Origin of the sequence: Streptomyces sp. NRRL S-1022 (genome assembly GCF_000720135.1) — a bacterium.
In the GTDB taxonomy this organism is placed as follows: Bacteria; Actinomycetota; Actinomycetes; order Streptomycetales; family Streptomycetaceae; genus Streptomyces.
The window spans coordinates 412,002-434,074 of the sequence record NZ_JOIU01000008.1; the positions used below are offsets into that span (position 1 = coordinate 412,002).

Below are 22,073 nucleotides of genomic sequence, written 5' to 3' on the forward strand. Positions count from 1 at the left end.
CACACTGGAGGTTTGGCCGTCATGGAAGGGTGTGCCGCGCGTGAATGGTCCGCTGATCGTCCAGTCCGACAAGACCCTGCTCCTCGAAGTCGACCACGAGCGGGCCGACGATTGCCGGCGGGCCATCGCGCCCTTCGCCGAACTGGAGCGGGCACCCGAGCACATCCACACCTACCGCGTCACCCCGCTCGGCCTGTGGAACGCGCGCGCCGCCGGGCACGACGCCGAGCAGGTCGTGGACGCCCTCGTGGAGTACAGCCGCTACCCCGTGCCGCACGCGCTGCTCGTGGACATCGCCGAGACCATGGACCGCTACGGCCGCCTCACCCTGTCCAAGCACCCCGCGCACGGACTGGTCCTCACCAGCACCGACCGGCCGGTGCTGGAGGAGGTGCTGAAGTCCAAGCGGATCGCCCCGCTGGTCGGCACCCGGATCGACCCGGACACCGTGGCCGTGCACCCCTCCGAGCGGGGGCAGATCAAGCAGACGCTGCTGAAGCTGGGCTGGCCGGCCGAGGACCTCGCCGGGTACGTCGACGGTGAGGCGCACCCGATCGAGCTGCTGGAGGACGGCTGGACGCTCCGGCCGTACCAGAAGCAGGCCGTGGAGAACTTCTGGCACGGCGGCAGCGGGGTCGTCGTGCTGCCCTGCGGCGCCGGCAAGACGCTGGTCGGCGCCGGGTCCATGGCCCAGGCGAAGTCGACCACGCTGATCCTGGTCACCAACACCGTCTCCGCCCGGCAGTGGAAGCACGAGCTGGTGAAGCGGACCACGCTGACCGAGGACGAGATCGGCGAGTACAGCGGCACGAAGAAGGAGATCCGCCCGGTCACCATCGCCACCTACCAGGTGCTGACGACCAAGCGGAAGGGCGTCTACCCGCACCTGGAGCTGTTCGACTCCCGGGACTGGGGGCTGATCGTCTACGACGAGGTGCACCTGCTGCCCGCTCCGGTGTTCAAGTTCACCGCCGACCTCCAGGCGCGGCGGCGGCTCGGGCTCACGGCCACCCTCGTGCGCGAGGACGGCCGCGAGTCCGACGTGTTCTCCCTCATCGGGCCCAAGCGGTTCGACGCGCCCTGGAAGGAGATCGAGGCGCAGGGCTACATCGCGCCCGCCGACTGCGTCGAGGTCCGGGTGAACCTCACCGACGCCGAGCGGCTGGCGTACGCCACCGCCGAGACGGAGGAGAAGTACCGCTTCTGCGCGACGACGGAGACCAAGCGGAAGGTCACCGAGGCGATCGTCCGCCGGTTCGCCGGGCAGCAGATCCTCGTCATCGGCCAGTACATCGACCAGCTGGACGAGCTGGGCGAGCACCTGAACGCCCCGGTGATCAAGGGCGAGACCTCCAACGCGCAGCGCGAGAAGCTCTTCGACGCGTTCCGCGAGGGCGAGATCAACGTGCTGGTGGTGTCGAAGGTCGCCAACTTCTCCATCGACCTGCCCGAGGCCACGGTCGCCGTCCAGGTCTCCGGCACCTTCGGCTCCCGCCAGGAGGAGGCCCAGCGGCTCGGCCGGGTCCTGCGCCCCAAGGCCGACGGCCACCAGGCCCACTTCTATTCGGTCGTCGCCCGCGACACCATCGACCAGGACTTCGCCGCCCACCGGCAGCGCTTCCTGGCCGAGCAGGGGTACGCCTACCGGATCGTCGACGCGGACGAACTCCTGGCCGACAGCTAGGGCCCTGGTCCCGGGCCCCGGCCCGTCACGCCGTGTGGACCTCCAGGGCGGCGCGCACCGCGGACTCCAGCGCGCCCTCGATCCACGCCGGCTTGACGGAGGTGTGGTCGCCCGCGAAGTGCAGGGGCCCCTCGGGCGTCGGGATGGACGGGAGCAGTTCCGTGTGCTGGCCGGGCAGGAGGACGGACGCCTCGCCGTAGGCGTAGGGGTCGCGCAGCCAGCTCTGGGTGCGGCCCGCGCCCGTGTAGAAGACCTCGATCCGCTGGCCGTAGACCTCCTGCAGGCCGCACAGGGCGTGCGGATAGCGGGCGTCCTCGTCGAGGGAGTCCCAGCGCAGGGCGTCGTCCGCCCAGCTGTAGGAGGCCAGGACCACCCCGCCCTCGCTGCCGGGGACCGGGTGGGACGGGTGGTACATGAAGCGGTTGGCGTTGTCCGACACCGAGCCGCCGCCGATGACACCGGCCGCCTCCGGCTGGTCGCGGGCGGCGGCCCGGTTGGCGGCGTAGTGGACGCGCTGGCCGGGGCTGATGCGGCCGGACGGGACGGACGGGTGGGCGCCGAGCAGGCGGCCGTCGTCGGGGGTCCGTCCGGTGCGGTAGGCGTCGTGGAGACCGGGGTCGATGCGGTGCAGCTCCCGTTTCCAGTCGGACTCGTCGAACTCCCACCAGCGGCGGCTGAACTCCAGCAGCACCTTGGTCGCGCAGTCGTAGTGCAGTTCGGTGATCGCCCGGCGCTTGGCGTACGACATCGGCGGGCTGACCTGCACGTGGCGCAGGCCGGAGAAGGGCACGGTCACCACGGCCGCGTCGGCGGTGAACTGCTCCCGCACGACCGGGCCGTCCCGCCCCTCCGAGACGGTGTCCACCCACACGTGGGGCCCCTTGGCGTGCACGTGCCGCGTGTCGCCGCCGGCCCGGTCGGGGTCGTAGTACTCGATCCGCGTGACCCGCCGGTCGAACCGCACGGCGTCGCGGACCTTGGCCAGCAGGGCGTCCGGCAGTACGGCCGTACCGCCCTCCAGCTCCCAGAACGCGGTGTCCGGGCTGATCAGGGAGGAGCCGATGAAGCTGTGGACGAAGGACAGCGGCAGCCGTGAGGTGAGGTTCTCGATGGTGCCGATCAGGTCGACCGTCCGCTCGTCCAGGCCCGCGTGCTCGGTCAGGAAGCGGAACATCGACCAGTCCCCGAAGCGCTGGATCACCCTGGCCCAGCCGCGGACGCGTTCCGGCAGCGGCTTGTCGGTCCGCCTGCCGTCGGGACCGAGCGTGCTGAACTCGTCGCGCACCGGATCGAGCACCGAGCGCAGGATGGCCGCGGCCGGGGTGTCCCAGTGGGCGCGCGGAACGCCGAAGGAGCGGTTGATCCGCCGGGGCGCGCGGGCGTAGTCGGCGCGTCGCACGCGGATGCCGTTGACGTGGATCCAGGTGTGGGCGGCGGGACGGCCGTCCGCGTCGACGTCGACGTAGTAGAACGGCCGCTTCTTCAGGCCCAGCTGACGGATGAGGTCCATCACCAGCGGGTGGCTGCCGGGCAGCCGCATCGCGCCGGCCTCGGCGTACTGGCGGGGGTCGGCGAAGGGCTGCGCCGCCTTCTCGTGGCCGCCGTGGCGGAACGTCTTGATGCGTCCGCCCGCCCGGTTGCCGTTGGCCTCCAGGACGGTCACGCGGTGTCCGGCCCGCCGCAGCAGCCATGCCGTGACGAGGCCGGCCGGGCCCGCGCCGATGACGAGGACGCTCTTGGGCCCGCCCGCGCGGGCCCGCGGCAGACCGTCCCCGAGCACCCGCTGATAGCCGGGGACGAGGGGCCGGTCGCCGGAGTCCACGACGAGCAGGGCCCGGGCGGCGGCGAGGCAGCGGTCGAAGTCCGCGCCGCGCGCCCCGGAGGGGGCCGCCGCCGGGGCGGGGGCCCGGGCAGGCGCCCGGGCGGGCAGGGCCGCCGCGCCGCCGGCGCCGAGGAAGGTGGCCGCGGCGGCCGTGCCCGCGGCGGTCGTGAGCGTACGCCTGGTCAGGCAGCCGTCGCCGGCGTCCGTCTGGTGATCTTCGGTCATGGCGCACTTCTACTGGTCCGCCGAGCCGGTGCGTGCCCGGTTGGGGCGGATTGCCACGGACGGGGGAAGGCCGCCGTCCAAACTCCTGCGGCCGGGTGCGCGGGGGCACGGCGGGGCGGACCGCTGCATCCGGTTACGGCGAAGGGATGAATCACGCGCCGTGCCGCGCGGCGCGGGGTGCCGGGTCAGGACACTGCCCCCGACAGGCCTGCGTCGCGGAGGAACCGCGGGCGGAGGAACCGCGGAGGGGGAACAAGGTGGAACAGCGCGGTCCCGGGGCGGGTGCCCGAGCGCGGTACTGGTTCGACACGACCCTGGCGCGCGGGACCTCGGCCCTGGTCGGCTGGCTGGTGGTGGTCTGCCTGGCCGTCGTCGTCCCCGCGAGCGCGGCGCTGGTGTGGACGAGCGGGCACGCCCCCGCCACCTTCCCCGGGAAGCTGGCGGCGGTCTGGCGGCTGACCGGGGAGACGCTGCGGCTGGGCGGCGCCACCGGCACCCCGGTGCGGGTGGTGCTGTCGGTGCTGCTGGCCCTGGTCGCCCTGGTGTACGTCTCGACCCTCGTCGGCCTCATCACGACCGGGCTGACCGAGCGGCTCATCGCCCTGCGGCGCGGGCGCTCCACCCTGGTCGAGCGCGGCCACGTGGTGGTGCTGGGCTGGTCGGAGCAGGTGTTCACGGTGGTGAGCGAGCTGGTCGCGGCGGGCGCCAACCAGCGGGGCCCGGCCGTGGCGGTGCTGGCCGACCGGGACAAGACGGCCATGGAGGAGGCCCTGTACAGCAAGGTGGGCCCCACCGGCCGGACCCGGCTGATCTGCCGCAGCGGTCCGTCGGCCGATCCGGCCGTCCTGGCGCTGACCAGCCCGGCCACCGCCGACTCGGTGATCGTGCTGCCGCCCGACGAGTCGCGCAGCGACGCGGACGTGGTCAAGGCCCTGCTCGCCCTGCGGGCCACCGCTCGCGGGGACGAGGCCGGCGCGCCCGTCGTGGCCGCGGTCCGCGACAGCAGCTACCTGCTCGCGGCCCGCCTGGCCGCGGGAGCCCGCGGCATCGTGCTGGAGAGCGACACGGTCACCGCCCGGCTCATCGCCCAGGCCGCGCGCCGCCCGGGGCTGTCCCTCGTCCACCGCGAGCTGCTCGACTTCGCCGGGGACGAGTTCTACCCGGCCTCACACCCGTCGCTGGTGGGCCGCGCCTTCGGTGACGCGCTGCTCGCCTACGGCAACGCGAGCGCGGTCGGCCTGATCCGGGACGGCGCGCCGTGGCTGAACCCTCCGGCGCGGACGGTAATCGGGCCGGACGACCGGCTCATCGTCATCGCCGCCGACGACGACACCGCCGAGCTCGCCGACTGCACTCCGTTCGTCGAGGAGCGGCTCGTCGCGAGCCCCCGGCCGCCGGAGATCCGGCCGGAGCGCGTACTGCTGCTGGGCTGGAACCGCCGGGCGCCGCTCGTGCTGCGCGAATGGGGCCGCAACGCACCCCCCGGTTCCGTCGCCGACGTGGTGGCGGACGAGGACGAGGCCACGGTGCGGGCCGCGGCCGGCACCGGCGGCGCCGGCTGGAGCTGTGTGCCGCGCCGGGGCGACACCACCCGGCCGGAGACCCTGTCCGGCCTGGACCTCGCCTGCTACGACAGCGTCATCGTGCTCGGCCGGGAGTCACGGCCCGGCGAGCCCCCGGAGGAACCGGACACCCGCACGCTCGTCACCCTGCTCGTGCTGCGCCACCTCGAACGGCGGACCGGCCGGGAGCTGCCGGTGGTCACCGAACTGACCGACGACGGCAACCGGCCCCTCGCACCGCTCGGCCCCGGAGCCGACGTGATCATCAGCGGCAAGCTCATCGGGCTGCTGATGGCGCAGATCTCGCAGAACCGCCACCTGGCGGCGGTGTTCGACGAGCTGTTCTCGGCCGGCGGCACCCAGATCCACCTGCGGCCGGCCGCCGACTACGTCCTGACCGGCCACGAGGCGTCCTTCGCCACGGTCGTCGCCGCGGCCCGCGGCCGGGGCGAGTGCGCCATCGGGTACCGCGGCCACGCCGAGGCCGGCCACGCCCCCGGCTACGGGCTGCGGGTCAACCCGCCCAAGTCCGCCCGCCGGCGCTGGGACGCCGGCGACGAGGTCGTCGTCATCGCCGGCGAGGGCGGCGGCCGTCCGGACGGCGGTGTCCCGCGCAGCCGGGGTGCGCGGGAGAGTCCGGCCTAGAAGAACGCGTGGTACTCCATCCAGCCCGTGGTCTTGCCGGACTTGCCGTAGTACCAGTCGCCGCCCTTGGCGGTGCAGTAGACGCGCACGCTGCTGCCCGCGAAGACGGACTTCTTCACCTTGGACCTGAAGCTGGGGCTGGTGTACATGTCGGCGTGGTCCCACTGGACGACCTGGAGCGTGCGGTCCTTGATGTTCTTGGTGCAGGCGGAGGAGCCGACGGCCGAGGCGCCGGGCGCGGCCATGAGGGTGGCGCCGAGGGCGAGGGCGGTGGCGGCGGTCAGGCCGCTCAGCGCCTTGCGGAGCGGAAGCTTCGAGAAAGCCATGTCAGAGTCCCCGTTTGCTCGTTCGAAAGGGTTGGACAACGGCTGATCATGCTGTCATACGAGATGAGCAGCCCGAGCACCAGGACGGGGTAAGCGGCTGCCAACGGCTGCTGCCACCAGGACAGTTCCAGGTCCCGGTCGCCCTCGTGGGGCACCAGCCACATCGTGCGGGCGGTGAAGACCAGGGCCGTCAGCGCGGCCGTACGGGCGCGTCCCTCCGCCAGCAGCACGGCGAGCAGCGGCACGCACCACACCCAGTGGTGGGTCCAGCTGATCGGGCAGACCAGCAGGGCGGTGAACGCGGTCAGCAGCACCCCGTGGCTGTCCCGCCGGGTGCGGGCCGCCAGTGCCAGGCCCGCCACCGTGACCGCGGCCGCCGGCAGCGCCCAGGCGAGGCCCGGTGCGGGGTCGCCCAGGATCCGGGCGACCAGCCCCCGCAGGGACTGGTTGTCCACGATCCACACCTTGCCCACCCGGCCGGTCTCCCACAGCCGCCGGGTCCAGAAGTCGGCGCTCGCCGACGGGAGCAGCACGGCACCGAGCGCGACCGACCCCGCGCAGGCCGCCGCGGCCGTCGCCGCCTGCCGGCCGCGGCCCCGCAGGAGCAGGTAGGCCACGAACACGGCCGGGGTGAGCTTGATGCCGGCCGCGATCCCGAGGGCGAGGCCCTTGGCGCGGGCGCCCGGGGGCCGGGTCAGGTCCCACAGGGTCAGGCAGGTGACGGCCAGGTTGATCTGGCCGTACAGCAGCGTCTGGAAGACCGGTTCGAGCCAGAGGGCGAGCGCGGTGGCCGTGCAGAGCAGGGCCGGGGTCGGCGGGCGGGACACCAGGCGGGCGGAGACGGCGACGAGGGTGGCGAGCAGCAGGACGTTGCCCGCCACGACGGCCGCTTTCAGGGCCGGTACCGGGAGCCAGGCGGCCGGGAGGAACAGGAGCGCCGCGAAGGGCGGGTAGGTCGCCGGGAGCCGCCACCGGGTGACGGTGAAGCCGTACAGGTCGGTGCCGTGGGCGACGGCCGCGCCCTCGGCCCGGTAGACGAGGAGGTCGGCCATGGGCGCGCCGCGCAGGACGCACAGCGCGGTGAACGAGGCGAGGGAGAGGGCGAGCAGGAGCAGGGCAGGCAGGCAGGGCGTCACCGTCCGTTTTCGCACGCACGTGACCCTATGTCGCTACTTGCGGCGTGTGCCCGCTTCCTCGCCGTACTCGCCGAGGATCAGGACGCGGAAGGCCGCCTCCGCGAACACCTTCACGGCCCGCAGGGCACTGCCCAGGCGGTGGTGATGGGTGCCCTCGACGGCGGTGGCGCCGGAGGGGGGCCGCATCGGCGCCGGAGTGATGGCTGATGCGCTCATACCTCCATGGTGGAACGGCTCCGGGGCGGAAATCCATTGGACCGGCACCGCGGCCCCGCCTAAAATCTCCGCCCTTGCCCGCCTCCCTCACGGAGTGCCGCCGTCCGGCCGGAAACCGGACGGCACCGTCGTCGCCCACGCAGCAGGCCCACCGGAGGCACCCCCTTGTCCACGCCCGCCCACGCCCCGCTCGACGACCCGCTCGCCCGAGAGCGCTCCCACCTCGCCGCCTCCCGCGCCGCCCTGCGCGCCATGCGGGAGGACGTGGAGGCCCTGGACATCAAGGACGTCACCGCGAACTGGGTCAACGCCGAGGTGCTCGCCCGCCAGATCGACGAGCGCATCAAGGCGCTGGCCGACCTGAGCGGCACCCCGCTGTTCTTCGGCCGGCTCGACTACCTGCACGCGCCGGGCGCGCAGCAGGCCGAGGGGGCCGAGGGGGAGCGGTTCTACATCGGGCGGCGGCACGTCCACGACGCGGACGGCGACCCCATGGTCATCGACTGGCGCGCACCGGTCTCGCAGCCCTTCTACCGGGCGTCCCGGAAGGACCCGATGGACATCGGGCTGCGCCGCCGCTTCGGCTACACCGGCGGCGACCTCACGGCGTACGAGGACGAGCACCTGTCCGACCCGGCCGATGTGCCGGGGGCCGGCACGACCAGCAAGCTGCTCCAGCAGGAGATCGAACGCCCCCGCGTCGGCCCGATGCGGGACATCGTCGCCACCATCCAGCCCGAGCAGGACGAGATCGTCCGCAGCGGGCTCGGCGGCACGGTCTGCGTACAGGGCGGCCCGGGCACCGGGAAGACCGCCGTCGGCCTGCACCGGGTCGCCTACCTCCTCTACGCCCACCGGGAGCGGCTGGCCCGCACCGGCACCCTGGTCATCGGGCCGAACCGGTCCTTCCTGCACTACATCGAGCAGGTGCTGCCCGCGCTCGGCGAGCTGAGCGTGCAGCAGGCCACCGTGGACGACCTGGTCGCGCAGGTCGAGGTGCGCGGCACGGACGAGGCCGCCGCCGCGATCGTCAAGGGCGACGCCCGCATGGCCGAGGTCCTCAGGCGTGCCCTGTACTCCCACGTGAGCATGCCCGGCGAGCCGGTCGTGGTCGTGCGCGGCTCCCGGCGCTGGCGGGTCCCGGCGTACGAACTGGAGGAGATCGTCCGGGAGTTGCTGGCCCGGGACATCCGCTACGGCGCCGCCCGCGAGGCCCTGCCGCAGCGCATCGCGCACGCGGTGCTGGTGCAGATGGAGCGGGCCGGGGAGGCGCCGGACGACCGGGTGCAGGACGCGGTGGCCCGCAACAGCGCGGTGAAGGCGGCCGTGAAGGCGGTCTGGCCGGCCGTCGACCCGGCCCGGCTGGTGCTGCGGCTGCTGACCGACGCGGAGTTCCTCGCCGCACACGCGGACGGGCTGCTGGACGAGGACGAGCAGAAGACCGTCCTGTGGGACAGGCCGGTGCGCAGCGTGAAGTCGGCCAAGTGGTCGGCGGCGGACGCGGTGCTGATCGACGAGGCCGCCGACCTGATCCGGCGCACGCACTCGCTCGGCCACGTCGTGCTGGACGAGGCGCAGGACCTCTCCCCCATGCAGTACCGGGCCGTCGGCCGCCGCTGCACCACCGGCAGCGCGACCGTCCTGGGCGACCTCGCGCAGGGCACGACCCCGTGGGCGACCCGGAGCTGGGACGAGGCGCTGGCCCACCTCGGCAAGCGGGAGGGGGTCGTCGAGGAGCTGACGGCCGGGTTCCGCGTGCCGACGGACGTCATCGCGTACGCCTCCCGGCTGCTGCCGCACATCGCGCCCGGTCTCACCCCGGTCGCCTCGGTCCGGGAGAACCCCGGCTTCTTCGAGGTCCGTACGGCCACCGGGCCGGCCGACGTCGTCACCGCGTGCGCCGAGCTGCTGCGCAACGAGGGCTCGACCGGCCTGATCGCCGCCGACGCCCGCGTGCCCGCCCTCGCCGAGGCGCTCACGGCGGCCGGCATCCCGTACCTGGCCCCCGGCGAGGAGACCACCCGCGAGACCCGCCTGACCCTGGTCCCGGCCTCCCTCGCCAAGGGCCTGGAGTACGACTACGTGGTCCTGGACGAGCCGCGGGCGGTGGTGGACGGCGAACCGGACGAGCGCACGGGCCTGCGCCGGCTGTACGTGGCGCTGACCCGGGCGGTGTCGGGCCTGATCGTGACGCACACGGCAGCCCTGCCGCCGCAGCTCGCCGAGTAGGGTGCTGTGCCGTTCCGCCATGTCCCCGTGGAGAGGCCCCCGTTGAGCACGCCGTACCCGCCGCAGCCGTACCCGTACCCGTACCCGCAGCAGGGGCCGTACCCGTACCAGCAGCCGCCCGGCCCCGGGTGCGAGGTGTGCGGGGCGATGCCCGCCGCGCCGGTGACGGTGCGCGGCCACCAGGGGATGGTGGTGGTCATGCGGTTCCTGCGGCGCCAGGGCGTGCTGTGCCGCACCTGCGGACTGGCCGTCGCCCGGAAGATGCAGGCGGACACCCTCGTCCAGGGCTGGTGGGGTCCGCTGTCGATGTTCATCACCCCGTTCGTCCTGCTGCTCAACCTCGGTGAGCTGTCCCGCATCCGTAAGCTCCCGCCGCCGGCCACGGCCGCCTGGCGCCCGCCGCTGGACCCCGGCCGCCCGCTGCTGAGGCGGCCCGCGGGCCTGGTCGCGCTCGTCCCGCTGCTCGCCCTCGCCGGACTGGTCCTCGCCATCCCGGTGCTCCTCCTCATCGGCGTGGCGGTCGACTCCGGCGGGAAGGGCCACGCCACCCTGACGCCCGGCTCGTGCGCCCGCAACGACGCCGACTGGCCCGAGCAGGATCTGCGTCCCGCGGACTGCGGCTCACCGGAGGCGGAGCTCCGCGTCTACTGGCCGGACGGCCCCTCCTGCGGGCCCGGCGACTACGACGCGTACCCGCAGTACAGCAGGAACGGCGACCTCTCACTGTGCCTGCACCCGGTGAAGAACTAACCGGCGTCACCGTCCAGCGTCGTGCGCCACCGGGCGACCGCGTCCGCCGAGACCGGGCCCTGCCAGCCGGCCGGGCGGGCCGCGCCGCCGATGTGGAAGGCCCGGATGCCGGCGGTCCGGAGCCGGGGCACGTGCTCCAGGCGCAGCCCGCCGCCGACCAGGATCTGCTGCTCGTACCCGGGCTCGCCGTCGTGGGCCGCCTCCGCGAGCAGCGTGGGCAGGCCGTCGTCCACGCCCGCGGCGGAGCCGGCGGTGAGGTAGGTGTCCAGGCCGGGCAGGTCGGCGAGCTGTTTGCGCAGGGCGTCGCGGTCGGCGGCCCGGTCGATCGCCCGGTGGAAGGTCCACCGGCAGCCGGCGAGCGCGTCGACCACCCGCTCCACCGCGGCGAGGTCGACGCCGCCGTCCTCGGCGAGGAAACCGAGGACGAACTGGTCGGCGCCCGCCTCCCGCAGCTCGCCGGCCACGCCGACCAGCCGGTCCACGTCACCGGCGGCGAACCCGTCCGCGAGCCGGAGCATCACCCGCAGCTCGATGTCGACGGCGGCGCGGATCGCGGCGACGGTGGCGGGCTCGGGAGTGAGTCCGTCGGCCGCCATCTCGGTGACCAGCTCCAGCCGGTCCGCGCCCCCGGCCTGGGCGGCGACCGCGTCCTCGACGTCGAGGGCGATCACCTCCAGGACTGCACGCTTGCTCATGGCACCCCATTCATCGGCGTCTACGAGTACGGGCTCTACAGGTCTAGTCCAATTCAAGAGTACGCCGGGACCGGAGCGCCACGGTGCCCGCTCGGCCGAAGACGTTCAGCTCCGCCTCCCGCGCCCCCGCCGGCTCGTAGGCCGCCCCCGTTTCACCGGCCACCCCGCGCACAGCCGGACCAGCGCGGCGGCGTCGCCGATGTACCGGGCCGGCGGGCCGTGCGCGACCCGTACGCCGAACCGCAGCGGCTCGTCCACGTCGTCGAGGTCGGCGTGCAGCGGCAGGCGCTCTTCTCCCGGGTGGCCCGCGCCGGCAGGGTCAGCGCGTCCGGCAACCCCGCGCCCGCGTACGCCCCCGGCTCCCCGAGGACCTCGCGCACGTCCCCCGCGTGCACCCACTCCCCCAGGGCGAGAAGGTCCAGCCGCCCGGGCAGTTCGGGGTCACGCACATCGACGACGTCGGCCATGACGGCCACGCCAGGGGCGCCACCCGGCGGCGTCACGGGAGAATGGGGGACATGGCCGACCTCGATGCCCTGCGCCTCCGCTTCGCCCGCGCCCTGGAAGCAGCCCGCGCCCCGGGCGGCGGCCCCGACCCCGGCCCGTACGCCGCCAACCTGCTCGACCGCTGGCAGGAGCCGCAGCGCCGGTACCACACGGTGGCCCACCTCACCGCGGTACTCGACCACGTCGACACCCTGGAGACGTACGCGGCCGACGCGGACGTGGTCCGCCTGGCCGCCTGGTTCCACGACGCCGTCTACCACCCCGAGCGCTCCGAGAACGAGGAGCGGTCCGCGCGGCTGGCCGAGCGCGCCCTGCCGGAGGCCGGTGTACCGGACCCGAAGACGGCCGAGGTCGCCCGGCTGGTCCGGCTCACCGTCACCCACGACCCCGCCGGCGACGACCCCGACGGCCAGGTGCTGTGCGACGCCGACCTCGCGATCCTGGCCACGCCCCCGTCGGCGTACGCCGCCTACACCGCCGAGGTCCGCGAGGAGTACCACTTCGTGCCCAACGAGGCCTTCCGACACGGCCGTTGCGAGGTACTGCGCCAACTGCTCGCCCTGCCCAGGCTGTTCCACACCCCGTACGGCCGGGAGCACTGGGAGGCCACCGCGCGCTACAACCTCACCGGCGAGCTGGAAATGCTGTCGACCTGAGGACGCCGCCGCCGTACTGTGCCCGCATGCGGACGATGAGCGGGGACCAGGTGGAGGCGGCCGTCGCGAGCTGCACGGCGACTCTGCGCGCGGCGGCTGACCGCGACTGGGAGGCGGTGAACGCGGCCGGCCTGGAATGGAGTTGCCGCACCACCGCGTTCCACATCGCCGAGGACTTCGCCGGGTACGCCAGCCGGCTCGCCGCCCGCGCCCGGCACCGTCTCCCACTGCACATCACCCTCCCCGAGGGCACGGACAACGCCGGAATCCTCCAGGTGATCGAGGCGACCGGCGCCCTGCTCGCCGCCGCGGTCCGCACCGCACCGCCGGGCGTGCGCGCCTTCCACCCCTACCCCTTCGGCAGCGCCGACCGCGAGGGCTTCGCCGCGATGGGCGTCGCCGAGACCCTGCTGCACACCCACGACATCGCCCGCGGTCTCGGCCTCGTCTACGAGCCGCCCGCCGGCCTCGCCGAATCCGTCCTCGGCCGGCTCTTCCCGCACGTCCAGCCCGGCCCCGAGCCGTGGCCGACCCTGCTGTGGGCGACCGGCCGCGGCGAGCTGCCCGGCCGCGCCCCGGTCACCGACTGGACCTGGTACAACAACCTGGTCATCCCGGCCGGCCGGGTCACCCTCACCGGCATCCGACCGGCCGCCGCCCGCGATCTCGCCCTCGGCGGCGACGGCGGCTTCGACTGGCTGGACGACGGCCCGTACGAGGGCACCCGGGAAGCCTGCACGTACCTGGTGAAGGCGTACGAAGCCGGCGTGCACCGCCCCGAGTTCGGCGTCTTCGCCCTCGTACGGCCCGAGGACGGCCGCGCGGTCGGCGGCATCGGCTTCCACGGCGCCCCGGACGAGGACCGCCGCGTGGAGATCGGCTACGACCTCGTCACCGGCGCCCGCGGCCAGGGCTACGCGACCGAGGCGCTGCGCGCCCTGACCGAGTGGGCCCTGGCCCGCGACGACGTCGGCACCGTCATCGCCACCGTCGAACCGGACAACCTCCCCTCCCAGCGCGTGGTCACCCGCGCCGGCTTCACCCGGGCCACGGTCGAGGAGGAGCCCGCCACCGACCACGGCCACGCCGGGGACGAGCAACTCCTGCTCTACGTGCGCCGACCGTGAGAAGGCGGCACAACCCCCTTCCTCCCCACTAGAGTTGTCCTCTACCTATTCGAGGCGTGCCGCGGTGGGCACGGCCGGGGGCGGGGGGACGACATGGGTGAGCAGGCCGTGGACGGCGCCGGGATCCGGGCCGACGTCGACGGGGAGTCCCTGGCCTTCTGGGTGACGGCCTCCGAGGAGGACCTCGCCCAGGCCGCCCGGGGCGACGACACCATGGGCCTGTTCAGCCGGGACGGTGAGGCGGTGCTGCGGTCGGTACCGCTCGGCCCGCTGCGCAAGAACCTGGCCGACACGGTCGACGCCCTCCAGCGGATCTTCCAGGAGGTCGCCGACCGCGGTGGCCCGCTCCCCCTCGCCGAGGCCCAGCTCTCCTTCCAGGTGACCGCGAGCGGCGGCGTCCAGCTGATCGGCACCGGACAGATGCAGGGCACGCGCGGCCTGACGCTCACGTTCAAGCGACCCCTCTGACCGCGCGCCGCCCATGGCCCGGCACAAGGCACTGCTCATCGGAGCAAGCGACTACGACGACCCGCGGATCACAGATCTGCCGTTCGTCCGGGACGACCTGCAGCGGCTGCGCGAGTGCCTGATCGGCCGCGGCTTCGCGCAGGCCGACGTCCTGGAGAACAAGCGGGGCATCACGCAGAACACCGTGCGCGGCCCCGTGCGCAGGTTCCTGCGCGAGGCCGACACCGGTGACACCCTCCTCATCCTGCTCAGCGGGCACGGCATCCACTTCAAGGGCCAGGACTACCTGGTCCCCGAGGACGCCACCTACGAGACGGAACCCTTCGCGGACAGCTGCATCCCGATCGACTGGGACGAGGAGGTGGAGGAGTCCCCGGCGAGCCGCGTCGTCTTCCTGGTCGACGCCTGCCGTGAGGGGATGGAGCTGGACACCAAGGCTCCGCCCGGAACCAGGCCGTGGCAGCCCCGCAAGATCATCGCGGCGCTGCGCCGGAAGGTCGCGTACGTGTACGGCTGCGCCCAGACCAGCGTCTCCTACTTCGTCCGCGAGACGGACACCGTACGGCCCGGCGTCGACCTGGGCACCCAGGCCGGGGAGTCCTTCAGCATCTTCTCCCGCGCCATGGCCGACGTCATCGCCGGCGATCCGCACGCCCTCGGGCTGCGCGAGTTCTTCCGGCAGGTGCAGGAGCGCGTCGACCAGCTGCACCGCGGCTACGACAAGCCGATCGCCCCGCAGCAGATCAAGCTGGCGTTCGAGGCCGGCGCGTCCGACGGCGACGACTTCCCGCTGCTGCCCGGGCCCGACCGGCAGACCGGGACCCACCCGTGGGTGCGCGGCGTCGAACGGCACACCATCTGGCAGTACACCCCCGAGGGGACCGCGCGGGACGCGCTCCGGCAGATCTGCGGCACGCTGGCGGCCCGGCTGGCCACCGCCCACGCGACGGCGGTGAGGGCCCTGGCCGACGACCCCTGGCACGACGGCGAACTGGCCGGACGGTGCCACGACCGGCTGGGGTTCCTCGTGGGCCGCCTGGCGGACGGCGTACGGCTGTCCCCGACCGAGGCCGCGCTCGCCGTCCTCTTCCCCCTGGTCACCCAGACGTTCTGGGCGCAAGAGGCGGCTCAGCGCAAGGGCGTACTGACCGGTGACGCGGCCTCCGCCGGACCGGACCGGCACGGCTTCGACAAGTTCGGCCAGGGCTTCCCCCGCCTCAAGCGACGGTTGCGCACCCTGAAGCACCGCGGCGCCACCGGCGACTCGGCGCCGCACATCCGGTGGTGGCTCTTCCACCGCTGGCTCATCCAGCAGCCCGAGCTGTACACGGCGGAGCGGCTGAAGTCGCTCCTCGGAGACGCGCCCGCGGACCCGGAGTACCCGGTCTGGGCCGCGGACGCCGTCTCCGCGGAGCGCCTGGCACGGCTCCTGCGCGAGCACCGGACCGCGCCCTTCACCATGCGCCGCACCACCACCGCTCCCGGATCCCGGGCGCCCCACCGCCACGACGACGACCACGACGTCATCGCCGCCAGCACCGGCGACGAGCACGAGGTGCGCACGCCGCTGATCAACGCCCTGGTGAAGGCGGCCTACGCGATGGCCGTCGACCCGCTCGACCTGCCCGAGATCGTCGTGGAGCACATCGGCGTCCACGACAGCGTCGATCTCGCGGCCCTGCGGACCACCGTGCGCCGCTCCAACTGGCTCGTCTCCGGTCTCGGCCGGTCCCTGAACACCATGTGCACCCACCCGGCCGTCCAGGTGGCGCTGCGCGAGCACGCGGCCCGCGTCGACGGGCTGCTGCGCGACATCAACCGCGGTGACCTCCCCGCCCTCGCCCCGCTGCACACCCTCCCGCCCTACGCGGACGGCAGCCGGGTCCGCCTCGACGGCAACACCCCCGACCAGCTCTCCGACGGCATCCGCTTCCAGCTGGCCGAGGACCGCGTCCAGGAACTCCTCATGGGCGAGGAGCTGTACGGCGACAGCGACCTCGCCGTGCGCGAGCTGTACCAGAACGCGCTCGACGCCCTGCGCTACCGCGACTGCCGCACGCAGTACCTGCGGCGCACGGGACGGACGGTCGCGCCGTGGGAGGGCGGGATCGAGTTCGTCCAGGGCGTCCGCCCGGACGGCCGCCCCTACCTGGAGTGCCGCGACAACGGCATCGGCATGGGCCTCACCGAGCTGAGCACCGTCTTCTCGCAGGGCGGCGCACGCTTCGTCGACCTGCCCGAGTACGTCGAGGAACAGGCGGCCTGGGCCCAGCTGCCGGACCCGAAGCCGGAGCTGCACCCCAACTCACGGTTCGGCATCGGCGTGCTCAGCTACTTCATGCTCGCCGACGAGATCGTCGTACGCACCTGCCGCATGGGCCGCGACGGCCGCCCCGGCCGGCTGCTCCAGGTCACGATCGCGGGACCGGGCAACTTCTTCCGGGTGGAGGACCTGGGGGAGGGGGAGGACGCGGGCACCACGGTGCAGCTGCTGCTCAGCAAGGAGCGCAGGCGGGTCTCCTGCGTGAACGCCCTGAACAAGGTGCTGTGGGTGGCGCCGTACCGGACGTCGGCCAGTCATGGGGCCAGGCAGCGGGAGTGGGCGCCGGGGGAACTGTCCATGGAGAGCCTGGAGGCCGCTCCCATGTCGTACAGGCGGGGGAACAGCACCGTCCGCGTGCCGTCCGACAACCCGAACGTGTGGTGGCTGGACGGCCACGGCATTCTGCTCGCGGACGGTCTCTTCACGGAGACCGAATACGGCAAACGGTTGTACGGCGCCGTGGTCAACCTGACGGGCGATCACGCCCCGCGTCTCACCGTCGATCGCAAACGAGCGCGCAACTACGACAAGCAGCACGCGCTGGAGCTCATGACGTCCGCCATCGCGAGTCTGAGCAGGCCCGAGACGGGGCTGCTCGACCCCGCGTGGCTGGAGGAGGCCAGCGATTGGGATCTGCCCTTCGCCGACCGGGTCGCCGAACAGGCGTCCGAGGCCGGTCTCGACTGGCCTCTCGGCAACGACGTCACCGCCCCCTTCGCCGAGGTGGGCTTCTTCCCGCCGGACGCCGACCTGTTGCCCCTGTTGAACGGACGGTACCCGGAGCCCGACAGGATGAGTGTCGCCACCTTCCTCATCACCATGCCGCTGCCCGTTCTGCGGTGGCGCCTGCACGCGCTGTACGGCGCGGGGCTCGACGGCGAGGTGTCGCTGCCACCCTCACAGGACACGGACGTCGCCTGCGCCCGCCCCTCGGATCTCACCCTGGTGGCGAGCCGAACCGTCTACCCGCGCTGGCCTTCCTTGCGCACGCTCTGGCTGAGGGGACCGTGGGCGACGGCCCGGATCGCCGGTGACGTGCCGTCCGAAGAGCTCATCGCGACCGGCCTGACGAGCCTCGGGGGGCTGTGCCTCTGGCGCGATCCGTCCCAGCCCGTCGGCACGGCGGCCGTGCTCCAGCTGAGCAAGGTGACGCGGCGCCCGCCGGTCGAGATCGCGGAGCGGCTGACCGCACTGGGCTACCGCGTGGACCCACTCCTGGGCTGCGCCGAAGCACAGGTGTCCGACCTGCCGCTGTTGCGGCCGTTCGACAAACAGCACGGCTGGCTGCCCCCGGGCGCCACGTTGGCGGCATGGCAGGTCTGCGTCAGCGCGGCGCGGGCCCGCCGCGGGACGCCACAGGCCGCACGACGCCTGGAAGAGCTGGGCTTCCGGATTCCTGCCGGCTTTCCCGTGCGGGAGCGCTGGAACGAGGAGGAACTGAAGGTCGTCGACAGCCTGTGGTCCGCCTACGCCGATCCTCCCTCACTCGAGGGAGCCGGGCACGTTTCCGCCGCTCAACTGACGGCGGTGGCCCGCGCGACGGACCTCTCGGTGCGATTCGTCTCCGAATTCCTCGCCCAGGTGGGCTTCGGCCTGCCTCCGCACACCGCGTCTCTGCCCGAACTGACCGACGACGACAAGGCCCTCCTTTCCCACAGCTACGAACTGAAGGTGGACCGGGAGGTGCCGCTGGGATACGTGACCGCCGTGGCCCGCCATCTGAACCGCCCGGCACCCTCCCTCGCCGCCAGGCTCCGGGAGCTCGGATACACAGTGGCCGACGTACCGGAGGGGGAAGCTGCGCCCTCCAGGGAGCAGGCCGCCATGCTCCGCGTCGACCCGGGCATCACACACATCGGCGCTCCGGTGGACTTGATGCGCGTCGTCCGCATCGCGCACGAGGCCAGGATCTCCCTGATGGAAGCAGTCGCCCAAGTGGTACGCCTGGGACACAGTCTCGCCTTCGCGCCCGAGGCGGTCCGACCGCTGAAGCAGCATGACGTCGACTGCCTCTACTACGGCGCCGTTCCGTACGTCGAGGAGCTCGGCCCCATCCCCCCCGACACCATCCGCGCCGTCGCCCACCACACCCGCCAGGAGTACAGCGCGACGGCCTCCTCCCTCTCCGCCCTGGGCTTCGACGTCGTACCCCCCACGGAAGAGTGGCTCCAGGAACGCCGCACCGAGGACCTCTTGGTCGAGAAGCTCGGCCTCCCCGGCCAGCACCCCATGCCCCTCGGCCCCGGCGGCCCCACCGTCTCCCTCGTCACCCTCGCGATGGCCGCCATGCGGGCCGGGACCTCCCTGCGCACCGCCGCCCTGATGGCCACGGAGCTGGGGATACGCCATGAAGCGGAGGGCTGGTTCACTGACGGGGCGAGCGCGCCGGCCGCCCCTTCGGGCGTCGCAGCCCCGCCTGGGTGAGCCTGCGGACCAGTTCCTTGGAACCGACCTCCACCGCCCCCGCCGCCACCGCGTCCGCGTACCGGTGGGACGGAAGGTCGTAGTGGTCGCTGTCGAAGGCCCGCCGGGGCACGCCCAACCCGGCGGCGAAGAGGTGCAGTTCGTCGTACGAGACGTCGCTCACCAGGTGCGACCACAGGCGCCCGTGGCCGGGCCAGGTGGGCGGGTCGATGTAGAGGGTCACCGGCGCCTCACGAGGACGTCATCCCGCCGGTGGCCGAGCCGAGGGAGCCCACCGAGGCGACCCTCACGCCGGCCTTGTGGCACACCCAGTGCGGGTCGGGGCCCAGTTCGGGCTCCACGTCCAGCGCGTGCGGGTCGCCGGAGCCGCACACCGGGCACAGCGGCCAGCGGCCGTACCGCTCCAGCAGCGCGTCCTGCACGTCCTGGGCGACCAGCCCGGCGACGAAGGTCACGCCGTCCGGCCACTGCTCGACCCACCAGCGCCGCTGGGCGACGGACTCCTCCACCAGCGAGACGACGTCCGCCTCCGCGACCTGCCCGGCGACCAGGTCCGCGAGTACCAGGGCGCGGGCGGCGTGCAACGCCTGCTCCAGGGGGCTGATGGGGTCCATGCACCCCATTGTGCGCACTCTTGACCGCGACACCGAACCGAAAATATCTTTCAATCGTGACCCAGGACGTGAAGGAAAGTTTCGGCAGTCCGGTCGGCTCCCTCGCCGCCAAGGTGCGCACGCTCGCCCCGTCCATGACCCGGTCCATGCAGCGCGTCGCCGAGGCCGTCGCCGGCGATCCGGCCGGCTGCGCCGCCCTCACGGTCACGGGCCTCGCCGAACTCACCGGCACCAGCGAGGCGACGGTCGTGCGCACCGCCCGGCTGCTCGGCTACCCGGGCTACCGCGATCTGCGGCTGGCCCTCGCCGGGCTCGCCGCCCAGCAGCAGTCCGGCCGCGCGCCCGCGATCACCACGGACATCGCGGTGGACGACCCCCTGGCCGACGTCGTCGCCAAGCTGGCCTACGAGGAGCAGCAGACCCTCGCCGACACCGCCGCCGGACTCGACACCGCCCAGCTCGGCGCGGCCGTCGCCGCGCTCGCGAGCGCCCGCCGCACCGATGTGTACGGCATAGGGGCGTCCGGGCTCGTCGCCCAGGACCTCACCCAGAAGCTGCTGCGCATAGGGCTCATAGCCCACGCGCACAGCGACCCGCACCTCGCGGTGACCAACGCCGTGCAGCTCCGTACGGGTGACGTGGCGATCGCGATCACGCACTCCGGGTCCACGGGGGACGTCATCGAGCCGCTGAGGACCGCCTTCGAGCACGGGGCGACGACGGTGGCCATCACCGGGCGGCCCGACTCCGCGGTCACCCAGTACGCCGACCTGGTGCTGACCACGTCCACCTCGCGGGAGAGCGAGCTGCGGCCCGCCGCGATGTCCTCCCGGACCAGTCAGCTGCTGGTGGTGGACTGCCTGTTCGTGGGGGTGGCGCAGCGGACGTACGAGACCGCGGCGCCGGCGCTCGCCGCGTCGTACGAGGCGCTGGCCCACCGGCACCGGAGCGCTTCGCGATAGACCGTAGGGAAAAGCACGTCCCCGTACTGGAGAAGGCCACCCCCCATGACCTCTTCTGACCTGCGCAGTCAGCTGGCTTCCCTGACCACGGAGGCCTTCCGGCCCGAGCTGGCCGGGATCGACCGGCTGCCCACCCTCGACATCGCCCGGCTGATGAACGGCGAGGACGCGGGCGTGCCCGGCGCCGTGGCACGGCAGTTGCCGCGGATCGCCGCCGCCATCGACGCCGTGGCCGAGCGCATGAGCCGCGGCGGACGGCTCGTGTACGCCGGCGCGGGCACCGCCGGCCGGCTGGGCGTCCTCGACGCCTCCGAGTGCCCGCCCACCTTCAACACCGACCCCGACCAGGTCGTCGGGCTGATCGCGGGCGGCCCCGCGGCCATGGTCACCTCCGTGGAAGGCGCCGAGGACTCCGGGGAGCTGGCCCGCCGGGACCTGGACGCCCTCAAACTCACCCCGGACGACAGCGTGGTCGGCGTCTCGGCGTCCGGCCGTACGCCCTACGCGGTCGGGGCCGTCGAGCACGCCCGGGCGCTCGGCGCGCTGACCGTGGGCCTGTCCTGCAACGCGCACAGCGCGCTGGCCGCCGCCGCCGAGCACGGCATCGAGGTCGTCGTGGGGCCGGAGCTGATCGCCGGCTCCACCCGGCTGAAGGCGGGCACGGCCCAGAAGCTGGTGCTGAACATGCTGTCGACGATCACGATGATCCGGCTGGGCAAGACGTACGGCAATCTGATGGTCGACGTGCGCGCCTCCAACGACAAGCTCCGCGCCCGCTCGCACCGGATCGTCTCCCTGGCCACGGGCGCGGGCGACGCCGAGATCGAGAAGGCGCTCACCGAGACCGGCGGCGAGGTGAAGCACGCGATCCTCGTCCTGCTCGCCGGCGTCGACGGCCCCACGGCCGCCCGCCTCCTGGAGAAGTCCGGCGGCCACCTGCGCACCGCCCTGCCCGACGACCCCCACTGACCCGCGCCGGCCTCAGGGCGCGGGCGCCCGCCACACCAGCGTGTACCGCCAGAACAGCCGGCGCCGCAGCCGGGCGCCGGGCAGCAGGCGGCGGGCCGTGCGGGAGATCTCGGTGCAGGTCTCCCGCGGGTCCCGGGTGCGGGCCGTCATGGACACAGGCCGTCGCGGGGCCGGCCGGCCCCGGTTCTTCACCCACCCCACCAGCAGGTTGAGCGGTACGGACACCAGCCCGAGCGCGTGATCGAGGACCCCCGACGCCCGCGCGCAGCCGACGACGACCAGCGTGCCGCCGGGCGCGAGCCGGTCCCGGAGCCCCGTGAGGGTCTCGGCGAGAGGGAGGTGGTGGAGCACGGCGACGCAGGTGATGACGTCGTAGGGACCGGCGGGGAGCGCGCGGGAGGCGTCGGCGACGGCGTAGGTCACGGGAGCGGAGGCGGGCGTCAGCTCCCGCGCCCGGGCGAGGATTCCTGCGTCGGCGTCCACCCCGTGCACCTCCCGGGCCCGCCGGGCGAGCAGCCGTACCAGATCACCGCTGCCGCACCCCACGTCCAGCGCGGTGCCGAAACGGCGGGGCAACTGCCGTGCCAGCCACGAGTGGTAGTGGGCGTTGTGGTCCCAGGGGTGGGCGGCGTTGAAGCGGCCCAGGGCTCCGGCGGGGCCGGCCGCGGGGGTCGTCGTCATGGCTCCCACCCCACCACGGGCCTCCCCGAGCCGTCACCGGTTCCCGGGCCAG

General features: G+C 73.6%; 18 protein-coding genes and 1 pseudogene. 10 read left to right on the plus strand and 9 right to left on the minus strand.

The features are described from left to right. Window positions 1–40 precede the first annotated feature (40 nt). Window positions 41–1,684: a DNA repair helicase XPB gene (locus IG05_RS0112370; protein ID WP_030341935.1), complete on the plus strand. Its 1,644-nt coding sequence runs from the start codon at window positions 41–43 to the stop codon at window positions 1,682–1,684. A 25-nt stretch (window positions 1,685–1,709) separates the two neighbouring features. Here the strand turns inward: IG05_RS0112370 and IG05_RS0112375 are convergent, their stop codons facing one another. Then, on the minus strand, window positions 1,710–3,731 hold the full coding sequence (locus tag IG05_RS0112375; RefSeq protein ID WP_030341937.1) for a flavin monoamine oxidase family protein: 2,022 nt from the start codon (window positions 3,729–3,731) through the stop codon (window positions 1,710–1,712). Between the two features lie 257 nt (window positions 3,732–3,988). Here IG05_RS0112375 and IG05_RS0112380 point away from each other — a divergent pair, with 257 nt between their 5' ends. After that, a complete protein-coding gene (locus tag IG05_RS0112380) occupies window positions 3,989–5,938 on the plus strand; it encodes a CASTOR/POLLUX-related putative ion channel (RefSeq protein WP_051789736.1) in 1,950 nt (649 codons plus the stop codon). On the opposite strand, the gene IG05_RS0112385 is transcribed toward IG05_RS0112380, so the two are convergent. Genes IG05_RS0112385 through IG05_RS0112395 form a run of 3 tightly spaced genes read right to left on the minus strand, consistent with a single transcriptional unit; the run spans window position 5,935 to window position 7,616 of the window. Further along, on the minus strand, window positions 5,935–6,264 hold the full coding sequence (locus tag IG05_RS0112385) for a hypothetical protein (protein WP_030341940.1): 330 nt from the start codon (window positions 6,262–6,264) through the stop codon (window positions 5,935–5,937). The two genes, IG05_RS0112380 and IG05_RS0112385, sit on opposite strands and share 4 nt — an antisense overlap. Then, window positions 6,228–7,415, minus strand: coding sequence for a glycosyltransferase 87 family protein (locus IG05_RS0112390; protein WP_420707587.1), 1,188 nt, complete (start codon window positions 7,413–7,415; stop codon window positions 6,228–6,230). The genes IG05_RS0112385 and IG05_RS0112390 overlap by 37 nt, the downstream gene beginning before the upstream one ends. A gap of 18 nt (window positions 7,416–7,433) precedes the next feature. Continuing rightward, the gene (locus IG05_RS0112395; RefSeq protein ID WP_030341943.1) at window positions 7,434–7,616 is read right to left on the minus strand and encodes a hypothetical protein; all 183 of its coding nucleotides are present in this window, start codon (window positions 7,614–7,616) and stop codon (window positions 7,434–7,436) included. Between the two features lie 165 nt (window positions 7,617–7,781). Between IG05_RS0112395 and IG05_RS0112400 the strand changes: the two genes are divergently transcribed. Beyond that, the gene (locus IG05_RS0112400; RefSeq protein ID WP_030341945.1) at window positions 7,782–9,845 is read left to right on the plus strand and encodes a HelD family protein; all 2,064 of its coding nucleotides are present in this window, start codon (window positions 7,782–7,784) and stop codon (window positions 9,843–9,845) included. Between the two features lie 42 nt (window positions 9,846–9,887). Continuing rightward, window positions 9,888–10,595 (plus strand): LppU/SCO3897 family protein, encoded by a 708-nt coding sequence (locus IG05_RS0112405; RefSeq protein WP_030341947.1) that lies wholly within the window; start codon window positions 9,888–9,890, stop codon window positions 10,593–10,595. On the opposite strand, the gene IG05_RS0112410 is transcribed toward IG05_RS0112405, so the two are convergent. Together IG05_RS0112410 and IG05_RS42090 are read right to left on the minus strand one after the other, a co-directional pair. Continuing rightward, window positions 10,592–11,290: a copper homeostasis protein CutC gene (locus tag IG05_RS0112410; protein ID WP_030341949.1), complete on the minus strand. Its 699-nt coding sequence runs from the start codon at window positions 11,288–11,290 to the stop codon at window positions 10,592–10,594. The genes IG05_RS0112405 and IG05_RS0112410 overlap by 4 nt on opposite strands. A 43-nt stretch (window positions 11,291–11,333) precedes the next feature. Further along, window positions 11,334–11,718, minus strand: a pseudogene (locus tag IG05_RS42090) (hypothetical protein); the annotation flags it as partial. 90 nt (window positions 11,719–11,808) lie between these two features. On the opposite strand from IG05_RS42090, the gene IG05_RS0112420 reads away from it, so the two are divergent. The 4 genes from IG05_RS0112420 to IG05_RS0112435 all read left to right on the plus strand — a co-directional run bounded on the left by IG05_RS0112420 (window position 11,809) and on the right by IG05_RS0112435 (window position 18,795). Beyond that, window positions 11,809–12,453, plus strand: a complete 645-nt coding sequence (locus tag IG05_RS0112420) for a hypothetical protein (protein ID WP_030341950.1) — start codon at window positions 11,809–11,811, stop codon at window positions 12,451–12,453. Between the two features lie 35 nt (window positions 12,454–12,488). Further along, on the plus strand, window positions 12,489–13,580 hold the full coding sequence (locus IG05_RS0112425) for a GNAT family N-acetyltransferase (protein WP_234335845.1): 1,092 nt from the start codon (window positions 12,489–12,491) through the stop codon (window positions 13,578–13,580). 93 nt (window positions 13,581–13,673) lie between these two features. Continuing rightward, on the plus strand, window positions 13,674–14,048 hold the full coding sequence (locus IG05_RS0112430; RefSeq protein ID WP_030341954.1) for a hypothetical protein: 375 nt from the start codon (window positions 13,674–13,676) through the stop codon (window positions 14,046–14,048). Window positions 14,049–14,061: 13 nt separating this feature from the next. Then, entirely contained in the window at window positions 14,062–18,795 is a 4,734-nt protein-coding gene (locus tag IG05_RS0112435) for a caspase family protein (protein ID WP_030341956.1), read from the plus strand. Here IG05_RS0112435 and IG05_RS0112440 read toward each other — a convergent pair. Both IG05_RS0112440 and IG05_RS0112445 read right to left on the minus strand, forming a co-directional pair. Next, complete coding sequence (locus IG05_RS0112440) at window positions 18,737–19,018, minus strand: DUF4031 domain-containing protein (protein WP_030341957.1); 282 nt, start codon at window positions 19,016–19,018, stop codon at window positions 18,737–18,739. The genes IG05_RS0112435 and IG05_RS0112440 overlap by 59 nt on opposite strands. A gap of 7 nt (window positions 19,019–19,025) precedes the next feature. Further along, on the minus strand, window positions 19,026–19,409 hold the full coding sequence (locus IG05_RS0112445; protein WP_030341959.1) for a hypothetical protein: 384 nt from the start codon (window positions 19,407–19,409) through the stop codon (window positions 19,026–19,028). Window positions 19,410–19,465: 56 nt separating this feature from the next. Here IG05_RS0112445 and IG05_RS0112450 point away from each other — a divergent pair, with 56 nt between their 5' ends. Beyond that, window positions 19,466–20,371 (plus strand): MurR/RpiR family transcriptional regulator, encoded by a 906-nt coding sequence (locus IG05_RS0112450; RefSeq protein ID WP_030341963.1) that lies wholly within the window; start codon window positions 19,466–19,468, stop codon window positions 20,369–20,371. 45 nt (window positions 20,372–20,416) lie between these two features. Then, window positions 20,417–21,340, plus strand: a complete 924-nt coding sequence (murQ, locus tag IG05_RS0112455; RefSeq protein WP_030341964.1) for an N-acetylmuramic acid 6-phosphate etherase — start codon at window positions 20,417–20,419, stop codon at window positions 21,338–21,340. Window positions 21,341–21,352: 12 nt separating this feature from the next. Here murQ and IG05_RS0112460 read toward each other — a convergent pair whose 3' ends face one another. Then, on the minus strand, window positions 21,353–22,021 hold the full coding sequence (locus IG05_RS0112460) for a class I SAM-dependent methyltransferase (RefSeq protein ID WP_030341965.1): 669 nt from the start codon (window positions 22,019–22,021) through the stop codon (window positions 21,353–21,355). Between the last annotated feature and the right edge of the window lie 52 nt (window positions 22,022–22,073).

Excerpts from the sequence above, each read along its gene's own strand:
- IG05_RS0112375 (WP_030341937.1), bottom strand. The coding sequence starts at position 3,731 with ATGACCGAAGATCACCAGACGGACGCCGGCGACGGCTGCCTGACCAGG.
- IG05_RS0112385 (WP_030341940.1), bottom strand. The coding sequence starts at position 6,264 with ATGGCTTTCTCGAAGCTTCCGCTCCGCAAGGCGCTGAGCGGCCTGACC.
- IG05_RS0112395 (WP_030341943.1), bottom strand. The coding sequence starts at position 7,616 with ATGAGCGCATCAGCCATCACTCCGGCGCCGATGCGGCCCCCCTCCGGC.
- IG05_RS0112410 (WP_030341949.1), bottom strand. The coding sequence starts at position 11,290 with ATGAGCAAGCGTGCAGTCCTGGAGGTGATCGCCCTCGACGTCGAGGAC.
- IG05_RS0112420 (WP_030341950.1), top strand. The coding sequence starts at position 11,809 with ATGGCCGACCTCGATGCCCTGCGCCTCCGCTTCGCCCGCGCCCTGGAA.
- IG05_RS0112425 (WP_234335845.1), top strand. The coding sequence starts at position 12,489 with ATGAGCGGGGACCAGGTGGAGGCGGCCGTCGCGAGCTGCACGGCGACT.
- IG05_RS0112430 (WP_030341954.1), top strand. The coding sequence starts at position 13,674 with ATGGGTGAGCAGGCCGTGGACGGCGCCGGGATCCGGGCCGACGTCGAC.
- IG05_RS0112435 (WP_030341956.1), top strand. The coding sequence starts at position 14,062 with ATGGCCCGGCACAAGGCACTGCTCATCGGAGCAAGCGACTACGACGAC.
- IG05_RS0112445 (WP_030341959.1), bottom strand. The coding sequence starts at position 19,409 with ATGGACCCCATCAGCCCCCTGGAGCAGGCGTTGCACGCCGCCCGCGCC.
- murQ (WP_030341964.1), top strand. The coding sequence starts at position 20,417 with ATGACCTCTTCTGACCTGCGCAGTCAGCTGGCTTCCCTGACCACGGAG.
- IG05_RS0112460 (WP_030341965.1), bottom strand. The coding sequence starts at position 22,021 with ATGACGACGACCCCCGCGGCCGGCCCCGCCGGAGCCCTGGGCCGCTTC.